The organism is Massilimicrobiota sp. An134 (assembly GCF_002160815.1).
GTDB classification, from domain to species: domain Bacteria; phylum Bacillota_I; class Bacilli_A; order Erysipelotrichales; family Coprobacillaceae; genus Allocoprobacillus; species Allocoprobacillus merdigallinarum.
The window spans coordinates 1-11,622 of the sequence record NZ_NFLH01000050.1 but is presented as its reverse complement, the minus strand read 5'-3'; the positions used below and the strand labels follow the sequence as shown (position 1 = coordinate 11,622).

Genomic DNA, 11,622 nt, shown 5'->3' with positions numbered 1-11,622 from the left:
ATCATGAACTCCATGTGTGAGCTAAGATATAGTGACTTTACAAATGAATTTTCATTTAAGACCATATAATCAATATATTTTAAATATAGTTACCAACATTTATCTAGGGTTAGATTTTTCTACAAATAACTAGTACTATACATTTTATTGTAAACTAAAATACATTTAATAGTTTACAATAAAAGAAACATCTGTTATGATGACTACTGTCTTCACTAGAAAAAGAGGTGTATAAACTATGGAATATATAAAAGATACTGATTCAAATAAAACCAGAGATATTGTCTATATGAGTGTTTTCACTGCCATGATTTCTATTTGTTCATGGATTTCCATTCCTGCCAGTATTCCGTTTACTCTACAAACAATGGGTGTCTTTACGACAGTTGGTCTTTTAGGTGGTAAAAGAGGGACATTGACAGTTTTGACATATATCCTTCTTGGGGCTATTGGAATTCCTGTATTTGCTGGATTGACTGGTGGCGTAAGTGTTCTTCTAGGTACAACGGGTGGTTATATTATGGGCTTTTTATTATCAGCATTACTGATGTGGGGAATAGAGACAATCATGGGTAGAAATCAAATCATCCTGGCTTTTTCTATGATAGCAGGTTTGATTGTATGTTATGCTTTTGGTACTGCTTGGTTTATGCTCATCTATACCCAGCATTCAGGTGTCATTGGGTTATCTACCGTTTTAGGATTGTGTGTCATCCCCTTTATTATACCTGACTTGATAAAGATTGGCGTTGCTCTTTTTCTTACAAACAGATTAAAGAAAAGATAATCATGAATAAGAAGCGATTAGAGTTAAGAGCACATCATGGTTTGTGTTTCAATTTTTTTGAAGGAAAAGGTTATAGTGAAGAATTCACCAAACATATGCAATCTGTTTATGATACTATGAAAAATAATCCCGATTTCAAAGTTGTTATAAAGGAAGATATCATTTGTCAAAAATGTCCTAACTTACTTAAAGGTGTCTGTAAAACAAAAGAATTGGTTCAAGGATATGATCACATGGTATTATCTTTTTGTGGTTTAAAAGAGAATTCACAAATCTCCTGGTTTGAATTTTCACGTCTGATCAATGAAAAGATTATCATTCCTGATCAAAGAAAAAGTATATGTGGAAATTGTCAGTGGACAGAAGTCTGTGAACGAAAAGCATAAAAACGACCGCTTCAGGTCGTTATCATTATTATACATATATTTCAAATTTTGTTGAAAATAAAAAAATCAACTTTAACAAAAAAACAACCAACACAAACTGTTGACTGTTTACAAGGCGATAGAACTTTCTATTCATTATATAAAATGACGTCCACGAGGTGATTCGAACACCCAATCTACTGCTTAGGAGTCACACCATTAAGGGTAAGGAGGCTACCTTCTAAGTTTAACTAATCCCCATATTTACTGACTTTTCACGAATTAAAGATGTTATTTCGTACCACCTTGTGACTGCTAATTTTAAGGCATTTTAGACCGTCCTTTTAGCAAGCATTTAGCACAAGCCTTTTGATTTGGGAAATGTTACGATGTCAATATCAGCCACCTTTTAGGTGGTGGTTATTATCCCGTGACATACAATGTTATATCGTTTATCTTATCGCCACTTGAAATCGAAAATTGTAATTTCAAGTTTTGTATGTATGGTGAAAGGCAATTTTGGGGACTGCCTTTTGCAATTTCTATTCTTCCGTTTCCAATTCTAAACGCTGCAAGATGTCTTTCGTGATACTCTCATCGTTAATCAGCGTAATTCCAAAAGTTTTCTTACCTGCATCTTTCAAAGACGCCCCGATATGATAGGCTGTTTTTCCGTCCAAAATTAAAAATCTGTCGTGAAACACACTCGTATACTTCACTTCCAATGCAGGGTACTGTGCATTGAAATTTGCCACATCTATATTACTTAATCGTGTTCGCTGATGAGTGTAAACTGTAACAGATACACCCTCATTTTTCTTCGCTAACAGATTAAGCGTTCCTACATCTACATACCCGTCTATCAGCGTAATCTCTTTCTCTGCTTTCTGTATCAAGCTGACAATCAGACTAAACGCATCATATATCTGTCCGTCAAAGAATATCTTTTGACTGGCTTCCTCGTGTTCAGATATGTATTCAAATATCTGCTCTAACTTCTCGTCCGTCTGCTTCTGGTATTCCAACTGCTTTAATTCCACATTGCTAATACGCTCAAAGAGTAGAGCATTGTTAGCAATGAAACGCCTCATCTCTACAAAAGCCCTCATAATACCAATGCTCACATTTATGGCTATATCACTATGAAGTACGCTTGCAAGCATGGATATTCCTTGTTCGGTAAAAACATACGGTAAAGTTCTTCGTCCACCATATCCATTTTCATTCAAACTTGAAATGCCAATCTGGCATTTCAAGTTTTCATATTCCTCCACGGTAAGCTGGAATCTAAAATCATCTGGAAATCTCTTTATATTTCTTTTTACAGCTCTGTTCAATGCTCCTGTTTCCACCTGATAAAGCATAGCTAAATCGCTGTCTATCATAACCTGTTTATCACGAATAACATATATCAATTTTTCAATGACAGGCTGTACTATTTCCACAACAGGAGTTTCTATCTGATTTTGTGACAAAACTTCTTTCCTATCTTCTGTTGCCATTATATCCTCCTAAACTTGAAATGCCAATCTGGCATTTCAAGTTTTATGTGTCATCTGCTTTGATGTTGCAAATTACAACCTCAATCATTTTCGACACTCTCATTATACCAAACGACAATTTTTTTACCATATCAAATCCCAAAAGAAAACGGGCAATCTTGAGAACTGCCCATCATCTTTATAAGTTCTTTGCCAACGATTTTAGAAGTGCTACCATTTGGGGATTTGCAAGGAGCTTTTGCAACATTTCCTGTTCTTCCTGTGATGATACCTCCTCAGCCTTTGGAGTAGCCTTGCTCTGGTAAAATTGTTCTTCAAATCTCTGAGCATTTATTCTCCTGTCCTCGTCTATATATGAGAATACACATCAGCAACCATTTTGACTTATGCGTGACCAGAGCCGCCCTGCACTGACTTTATATTTCCGCCGTTGAGCTTCAGCTTATATGTGATGCTTGAATAGCGGAAACTGTAAAAAACAACAGGTGGCAGGTCGTTATCGTTAATGAGTTTCTTTAAGGCTCAGTTAATGACTTGCCCCTCAATCTGTCTACCACAGGTAGATGCAAACACCATATTAAAATCGGTGTACTCATCTCCGAACAGCTCTTTGAGATTGTCTATTTCTTTACGGTGCTTTACAAGCATTTCTGCCACAGTCTTAGGCAAGAATACTTTTCTCACGCTCGTCAGTGTTTTCGGATCTTTCAACACCAATGCAGTATGGTTGCTTGAAAGAGCAGGTGGAAATTTGAATACTACGCCCTTTTCGTTTAATTACTCCAGAGCATCTCGGCTGACCCTTTGAAGCTCTTTATTAACGAAGATATAAGCTCGTCCTACATTAATACTTTCTTCGAAGATGTCGATACAACCCCAGGTATAAATGCTAACATAAATATGTACATAAATGATCATTTAAAAATGGTTCGACTATTCTATGGTAGTGAATGATTAGCAGAAAGGTGTTTTTGCTAATCAAATTTAACAAGAATATACGATTTGAAAAACTATAGTAAAATATGAAACGCCGAAAACCTTTATTTTACAAGGGTTTTCGGCGGAGTTTTTGGCGTCGCTAAGAGGATTTGAACCTCCGACCTACCGCTTAGGAGGCGGTCGCTCTATCCAGCTGAGCTACGGAAACATCTTTGAAATCTATTCAATTTTAGGCTTAGATTAACTCGTTGTCAATCACTTTTCCCCAAAAGGCGGTCGTTATAACATATTCTTAGGAGGTCTCCTGACCACTGTCAATCCAAGTCATGTTCAGTTCACGCAAGACTCGCAATAAAAGGTCTTTTACTACAGTTCAAATCGTTTCTGGTCAATTGCTATCAGCCACTGTAAACCCAGAACAACCGGTAGACTCTAACAATACACAGTGGACAATAAAGGGAAGATTTTTTATTATGATTACTTTTAGGGAAAAATGAAGCATTTAAGGGACAAAAAGCCTCTGCAGCAGGTAGCTGTTTCCCTGACAAGGCATTGTTTTCACGCGTCAGCTTCAGACGAATTATATCGGAAATTTCTGCATATTTATATTTGTTGTAATCTTAAATTCTCCATCTACTTTTTCCACGTCAAAAATAAAGGGAATTTCTTCCTGAGAAGACATACACTGCTCTTTCCATATATGGTAGGCTTCCACAAACGCATGGTGGATCTGCTCCTCCGCCTTCAGCCGGATGTCGACGGCGTCCTCATAGTTTTGATAAGTCCCCAGATAGAACCTCTGATTTTTAAAGCCGATAGACACGTAGAAACGGCCATTTTTACTCCTGAACACGCCTCGAAAACCGCTGGTATTATCGATCCTGTATTTTCGTTTATCGAGAAATTCCACACAGGTTCCATCGAACCGATGAAGACGATCCGGAATTTGTCTCTGAATTTCCTGTTTCAGGCATCCGCAACTTCTTACATTTCTATACATTAGGCTATCCTACGTTGCGTCTGTTTCATTTCCACAGTCGCAGTGGCACCGCCAGTATACAGAGCCTTTTCTGTCTCTTCTTTCTGTAGGTTCTATAGCAGTTAATCTGCCGAATCGAAGTCCTGTGATATCATAAATCTTGCCTCCCCGCAGACAACCACAGCTTTTTACCTTTCCCGATTTCAGCATATGCGCTGTCACCTCACATTGGTTTCCGCAGTCGCACTGACACAGCCAGCAAGTCCTGTTGTACTTATTTTTAATACGTCTGATCACTGTAAGCTTTCCAAAACGTCTCCCTGTCAGATCCTCCGCAGTACGGCCTCTGCGGGCGGAATCCGCAGGGATACAGCCACAGTCGGTGACAGTCCCGTTTTTCAGCCTCTTCGTACTGACCAGTATCTCTCCGCCGCAATCACAGCGGCACCGCCAGAGACAGTAGCCGTGTTCTCTCTGATCTGTCCGCTCCACAACTGTCAGTTTTCCGTATCTCATTCCGATCAGATCCACTTTTTTGCCATGCTATCCTTTCTTTCTTACTCGCCTCCACAGGAAACCGCCAGCCGCTGCAGCCAGCACCACAGAGAGGCCAGCAAAAGCCGCCAGTCGATACTGTTCCAGCCAGCTTCCCTTTCTCAGTGCCCCGTCTGACTGCTCTCTTTCCTCCTCATAGGGCACGCGGGTTCCCCGAACCAGCAGACGGTGTGTATTGATCCCATACGGCGTGCATGTCACCAGCGTGACATAATCTTCCCGGGCATTGATCTTCAGATCTTCCGTCTCCTCCGGGAGAACGACCCGGATCTGGTCCACCTGATATGCAAGGATCTCCCCCAACACATGGATATAAAAAATGTCGCCATTTTCCAACTGATCCAGGTCTGTGAACAGCTTTTTATCATTGAGTCCTGTATGAGCCGAAAGGACGCAGTGTGTTCCTGTCCCTCCTACGGGGAGAGAGCTCCCCTGCAGATGTCCCACACCTTTTTGCAGGACTTCCTCTTCCGTTCCGTGATAGATCATTAGCTCCACATCGATAGCTGGAATCCGCAGATAGGCCATTCCCCCTTCTTGGTCCACGTTCAGCAGTCCTGCATAGGGCATGGCGGAGGGATCCAGCTGGCTCATGTCAAAGGGATCTGTAAGCAGGACGCCTCCCTGCAGAAGTCCACGGTTGTATTCCCTGCACTCCTGCAGTTCTGCCGCCCGTTCATCTGTCGTCAGGTTTTCCACGACGATGCTGCCATAATGCTCCATCAGTTCTTCCTGCTCCTTTTCATAGAGAAGGTTGCTGACGACCGGGTAAGCCAAAAGAGAGATTCCAGCCAGAAAGACCAGGATTGCCAATATCGTCAATATCTTTTGTTTCACTTACTTTGCCCTCCGTTTCTACACTGACTGACCAGAAAAGAAGGATGGGCGGAATACTCCGCCCATTCCTGCGCAAATAACTTGTATTCTCGTTATTTAGAAGATTTTTTTCTTCTGGAAACCACAACAAGCACAACGCCTGAAGCAATCAAAAGAATCCCGTTCACCGTCAGCGCCCATGTGCCTGCGTCTCCGGTCTTCGGCAGGCTGAAGCCTTTCTGGTTGTACAGCTCAAAAGCAACGCTCGCAATTGCCATATCTGTGGAACTCTCGTTGTTTACAAAGCCCACATTAAGAGAAGTATTTCCCAGTTTGACACTTGTCTTACCCTCGTCGAGCAGCATTGCGTTCGGGTCAAGCTGTGCTTCAAGATCAATTGTGACATTCTCGTCAATCAGGTTATAGCCGTCTGCAGTATCGGTCTCCTTCAGGATGTAGGTCTCGTCATCATCCAGACCCACAACCGTCAGTTTCCTGCTGGTCGTATTAAGCTTTAGTTCTGCCGTCACATTGCCCGTTCCATTGGAATCAGACACAAGGATGTAACTTCCGGCAGAGCCGGTAAAATAGAGGAGCTCCTCATTCTGCCCATTTACCCTGTACAACTGGAATGTCACCTCACCAATCTCATCAGCTGAAACAGTAGCGTCGCTGAAGGTCTTTGTCAGCTCGATGCCGTAGGTGTACACCTCGGTGGAATCAGTCAGGCTGCTGTCAGATCCGTTATTGCTCCATACCAGTTCGGCGTCATTGACATTTACCTTCACCGCGTCAGTGGTAAGCCTTGCACTGTAGGTAACAGTGACTGTCTTGCCCTCATATGCCTCGAGAGCAGATGGTTCAAAAATGAGGGTGAAGGAACTCTTTTCATCGGCATAGCTGACCGGATTCAGTTTCGCAAGGAGAGTCTGTCCAATATAAAACGTATTCTCGTTAGTACCCGTCCCCCGTGTAGCAACGGTATTATCGATAGCAATTTGAACGCTGGCAGAATCAAACTCCTGCTTTTCCAGCGTATCACTCATAGTAAACTCAGTGAGATTGTCGTAGTCGGTCAGCGTAGGAACCTTTGCTGTCAGCCGATAGTCAAGCACATCTCCTGTCTCTGCAGTAAGCTCATCAAGCCATTGGTCTGCATCCTTCTCGCTTATCTTCTTTTCAAAAGGCAGATCCTCCGCCTTAAGGTTCATTTGAGCCGAGATATCACCTGTCGTGGCAATCATCACACCCTGCTTGAGGCTTAAGCCACTCGGAACGCTCTTAAAGTCGATGGCGTAGTAGCCCTCTTTAAGGTTAGTGATCGTCACAGATCCGTGTGTACCGACGCTTGTACCAGCTGTTGCTGTATGAGGCGTAGTTATGTTATTCGCCTCAATATACTTCTCAATCCAGGAATAGAACACACCTGCATTGCTTCCACCTTCACCGTTATCTCCAACGATACGGCTCACCAGGTCAGCCTCGCCGTAGGTCTTGTCAAGCGCCTTGGTGTTATCACCGGAGAAGGTGATGTACTCACCGGAAGCAGGCTGGGTCGTACCGGCAGAAAGATCATTGCCGTCTAACCACAGGTACACGGTGCCGCCAGTTCCGACAGTTCCAAATATTTCATCGATCGAACTGTTGTTGTCATCCGTATCGATGTTGAAAAATGCATTGAAGTCGTTAGTTACGGAATAAAGTTTCTTAGCAGGATCTGTCTCTGTGTCATTTACCTGATCCAGCACTAGATACGCATTTGCCTCTGTACCCGCCCAGTCTTTACTGCTATCCGACCATGCCGGTTCTGTAATCGTGATACTCGCACTTCCATCCGCAGCAAGCACTGTTGCAGGCACCAGTCCGACCACAAGCGTCAGTGCAGCCAACGTTCCTGTGAGCCGAGATAAGAATCTGTTACTTTTTTTCATAAGGTTTCCCCCTTCCTTTTCTTCTTTTTCATAAGACCTGATTTATATAAAAACATGGATACGCTTTTATATCATTGATTTACCGCCTTCTGCATCTGCGGCGCCGCGCGCCTGCATTTACAGTCATGCTCTTTGCTTTTTTACCTTCCACAGGATGACTGCGGCTGTCAGGAGCACTACCCCTGCTACCAGAAACCGTCCGATGCCGGAAAGACCCGTAGTTGGCAGGATCATTTTTTTATGGTTCGTCACCGTAAACAACAAATGATATACCGTATTTTCTCCATCTGAGGTTGGTACTGTAATTTTCGTCTGCTCATTCTCTCCCACGATCAGGTATCCTTCATCGTTCGTTTGAGGTGCGCTATATCCGGCCGGAACCGTAGCTTCCTTCAAGTAGTACGTTCCATTGACAAGAAGATTTGTGAACTCTGCAACTTCCTCGTAACCCGTAAGGGTACCCTCTTCGTATTTATTTTGTTCGTCGCCAGTCAGGCTGCGGTAGTAGAAGTAGCTCTTCGTGTCGGAGCCGTCAGTATGGACCGGATAACTCTTGCCAGCCGTATCCGTAAAAATCATATGCTTAAGGTCAAATCCTGAATCTCCTTCCGCTATCGTCTGCCGTATTCTCGGCACTGTGAGAACCGGACTTCCGACTGCCTGTTTGCCGCCTGTTCCAGCATCCTTATAGAGCTGGAACTTTGCACCTTTCAGCGGATCTCCCGCGCCGTCCCGCTTGGTCACAGCAATAGAACCGGGATAATATGTATTAACAAACGAAGCTGTTGTCGTTGCATCTTCGAGTGTACCTGAGGCGTTTCCGTCTTCAGGCGTAGTCTGATCAAAGCCGTCATTCGGATCATCTGTCTCGCTTACCGTATAGCTCCATCCATTGACAAGACCGTCGATATAGAGTTTCTCACCGGGTTTGAGGTCAAAAGTGGCAATGCCTTCAGTGAAATTCAATGAAGTTATTCCGTTTTCTACAGATGCTTCAGATCCGTTTCCATCATCAACTACATGCCTTGTGGTAAACGTCCCCGAAACCGGGGTACTATTACTATCACTATACGTCAGCGTCACTGTAAAAGAGAATTCCTGATTTGCAAATTGTCCAGCGTCAATTCCTTCTGGAACTTCAATGTCCTTTTCTACGGCAAGTGAAGCCGTTTTTACCGCAAGACGTCCGTTATTGCCCAGATGTATTTGTGCGTTTTCTCCGTTCATATGCGCATAATAGTAAAGCTGCGCAGTAGAAGTATTATTGATTGTCTTTTCTGCATATTTGGTATCAACACGAGGCGCGTTTATTTCGCCTGCTTTCACGTAATACTGATTATTTATTAGTTCGGTCGCCCCCTTGATTCCGGTAACCGAGCGGGTTTCGGTTACGCTTTCCATACCTCTGTAATACTGTACCTGATAATAGTAAGTTTTGCCGTCATCAGAAGTCGGTTGTTGCGTTACCGGAGTATTACATGTTTCGTCCGTATACAGAGGAATGCTTTCCTGAACGTAGAAATAAGGGTTGTTTTTCGCAGGTGTAAACTCAACGTATGCGTTGCCCGCTGTCTCCTGATCCTCCCACTTTATATCACCCGTATATTTGTTGCTGTAAAAATACAGACCGTCCGTTCCGGTATTTGCCTGCTTGTACGCATCGTCAATCTTTGAAAGATCCACAGTTCCGTCAACATTCTTTACGCCCTCCTGCACTCCTACGGTATAACAAAGACGCACAGGATAGGCATTATTGGTCGTATGACTTTTCACATTCCCGGATGAATCCAGCTCCACCGTGTTCACCCTCAGCGGAATCGCCGAAGCAGGTATCTTTACTGTAAGTGTCTGCGTCATTTTTCCGGTGTTATCCGTATTCGATGTAACCGTAATAACAATATCATTCGCATTCTGCGTTCCGTAAACCGGACTGTCAATCTCACCGCTGAAGGTATAGGTAGTGGTATTTCCGCTTGTGTTTGTAGTTATATTAGGATTTGTAAAATTCGTACCGGAGAAGATCAGGTTTTTTACATCCTTGACCTCCATATAATCGCCGATCTCATCGGTATATGTAATGTAGCCGCTCTGGTCGATAGCAGCACCGGACTCAATTTGTGTTGGCACCTGTGGGGCGGACATTGTGATGTCGCTGACAATCTGCTCAAACACATCTGTCACGGCACTGGCATTATTTGCCGCAAAGTATTGATCAACATAATTCAGGGTGTTGATATCCTCTCCACTATCCGGGTGTGTAAAAGTATAATTTTCATAAAAGTCTTCGTGTGGATTCCACTGATTACCCGTCCCTGAAATACTATATAAAATCTCCATCGTTAAAGACTGATTGTTCGTATATAAATTCCAGGCATTCTCAATATCCCCCACAATGCTGTATTTATAAACTGATGGAGCGTTGTGTCCAGTTCCTCCAATATTTTGGCTATACTCATCGTTTCTATACACATAATTTGAATTTCCAAGAACTTCTCCCGGGTTCAAGGTGATATCTGCTGAAGCCTGGGCTGCGGCAGGATATCCGTTTGGAGAATCAGATGCTTCCTGATGAATCTCCGTCAGCCCCATTCCAATGTTATATACTTTGACGCGGTAGTCTTCATCGTTCTGCAATCCATAATGCGCGTCTATCTCTTTTTTCATATAGGAAGCAGTCATAAGGGCTTTCATGCTGTTTCCTGCGGAAGGCCAGCGCACAACACCATTTCCGTTATTTGAATTGTTGTCAGGAGCCCACCATGTCTGACTGTCAGAAGAAACCGTCGGATTTCCATCAGAAAGGTGAATGACAGCAGGAACTCTCTTAACCTCTGTTCCATCAATATACTCAGTAGTTGTACACTGAGTCAGCAAATTCATCCCCGTATAGAGTCCCATTTGCGTGTTCGTTGCATCCTCAGTATGAATTGTATGAGAGCCGGAATTCGATCCTACATCCCATAAAACATTTACATTGCCGCGAGATGCAACGGCATCATCATTACTGCATGTAAAATATGTATCTTTCACATCGTAATGACCGAGCGGAACCAATACCTGTGAAGCAGTGACTGTTCTGTTTGTGTTCTGTTTTGGTAATCCAGAATAACGCACTACCGCCACCCTGTTATATTCATTGGCCTCCATCAGAGTCTTAATCGAACTGTTCAGCGCATCCAGCAGATTAGCCAGCCGACTTTCATTGTCATCCATTGCATTTGAGATCATCGATCCCGAAAAATCCACTACAAACACTACATCAAGCGGACTCTGAGCCTCTCCGGTAATGCTCTGTGTGGTCGCCAGCGCAGAATACGTCACCAGAAAATCCGAATCATTCTGCACAGTGATATTATTACCGACATCACCGCTGAATTTCTGATCATCGGTTGTTACCGTCTTGTCCGCCCACACACGCCCGGAAAATTCAGTAGTCAGCTCGCCGCTTGTTTTGTCATTCAAGTAAGTCGTATATGTCCCCCGTGTGTCATCATCTGCTGTATGGCCGGTCGTTCCACTTGTATACGCAGAAAATACGGAAGCTGTGTCTGTGAAAAGAAATACGCATAAGCAGATGACCAGGATGAACCCCTGCCTGCACTTTGTTTTTACTTGCTGTTTCATACTTACCTGGTATATTATAATTGACTCATTTATCAGTCATTAAAATATACCTTCTCCTTTCTATCAACTTTATTAATACGTAGTTGATGACGTTTAGGTTTATATGTAAAATTGAAATATGTGT

The 11,622-nt window shown here is 43.1% G+C and carries 7 protein-coding genes; 2 read left to right on the top strand and 5 right to left on the bottom strand.

From position 1 onward, the window contains the following. Positions 1-238 precede the first annotated feature (238 nt). On the top strand, positions 239-787 hold the full coding sequence (locus B5E79_RS12660; RefSeq protein ID WP_087298284.1) for a biotin transporter BioY: 549 nt from the start codon (positions 239-241) through the stop codon (positions 785-787). 2 nt (positions 788-789) lie between these two features. Further along, the gene (locus B5E79_RS12655; protein WP_087298283.1) at positions 790-1,173 is read left to right on the top strand and encodes a DUF1284 domain-containing protein; all 384 of its coding nucleotides are present in this window, start codon (positions 790-792) and stop codon (positions 1,171-1,173) included. 521 nt (positions 1,174-1,694) lie between these two features. Here the strand turns inward: B5E79_RS12655 and B5E79_RS12650 are convergent. The 5 genes from B5E79_RS12650 to B5E79_RS12620 all read right to left on the bottom strand — a co-directional run bounded on the left by B5E79_RS12650 (position 1,695) and on the right by B5E79_RS12620 (position 11,498). Further along, positions 1,695-2,654, bottom strand: coding sequence for an ORF6N domain-containing protein (locus tag B5E79_RS12650; protein ID WP_087298282.1), 960 nt, complete (start codon positions 2,652-2,654; stop codon positions 1,695-1,697). 1,519 nt (positions 2,655-4,173) lie between these two features. Continuing rightward, the gene (locus B5E79_RS12635; protein WP_206393209.1) at positions 4,174-4,593 is read right to left on the bottom strand and encodes an AP2/ERF family transcription factor; all 420 of its coding nucleotides are present in this window, start codon (positions 4,591-4,593) and stop codon (positions 4,174-4,176) included. A gap of 522 nt (positions 4,594-5,115) precedes the next feature. Next, positions 5,116-5,964, bottom strand: coding sequence for a class C sortase (locus tag B5E79_RS12630; RefSeq protein WP_087298281.1), 849 nt, complete (start codon positions 5,962-5,964; stop codon positions 5,116-5,118). A gap of 92 nt (positions 5,965-6,056) precedes the next feature. Further along, the gene (locus tag B5E79_RS12625) at positions 6,057-7,874 is read right to left on the bottom strand and encodes an isopeptide-forming domain-containing fimbrial protein (RefSeq protein WP_087298280.1); all 1,818 of its coding nucleotides are present in this window, start codon (positions 7,872-7,874) and stop codon (positions 6,057-6,059) included. Between the two features lie 123 nt (positions 7,875-7,997). Continuing rightward, positions 7,998-11,498 carry a DUF7601 domain-containing protein gene (locus B5E79_RS12620; RefSeq protein WP_087298279.1) on the bottom strand — a complete coding sequence of 1,167 codons (3,501 nt, stop codon included), beginning with the start codon at positions 11,496-11,498 and terminating at the stop codon, positions 7,998-8,000. Between the last annotated feature and the right edge of the window lie 124 nt (positions 11,499-11,622).

Excerpts from the sequence above, each read along its gene's own strand:
- B5E79_RS12635 (WP_206393209.1), bottom strand. The coding sequence starts at position 4,593 with ATGTATAGAAATGTAAGAAGTTGCGGATGCCTGAAACAGGAAATTCAG.
- B5E79_RS12655 (WP_087298283.1), top strand. The coding sequence starts at position 790 with ATGAATAAGAAGCGATTAGAGTTAAGAGCACATCATGGTTTGTGTTTC.
- B5E79_RS12625 (WP_087298280.1), bottom strand. The coding sequence starts at position 7,874 with ATGAAAAAAAGTAACAGATTCTTATCTCGGCTCACAGGAACGTTGGCT.
- B5E79_RS12620 (WP_087298279.1), bottom strand. The coding sequence starts at position 11,498 with ATGAAACAGCAAGTAAAAACAAAGTGCAGGCAGGGGTTCATCCTGGTC.
- B5E79_RS12660 (WP_087298284.1), top strand. The coding sequence starts at position 239 with ATGGAATATATAAAAGATACTGATTCAAATAAAACCAGAGATATTGTC.
- B5E79_RS12650 (WP_087298282.1), bottom strand. The coding sequence starts at position 2,654 with ATGGCAACAGAAGATAGGAAAGAAGTTTTGTCACAAAATCAGATAGAA.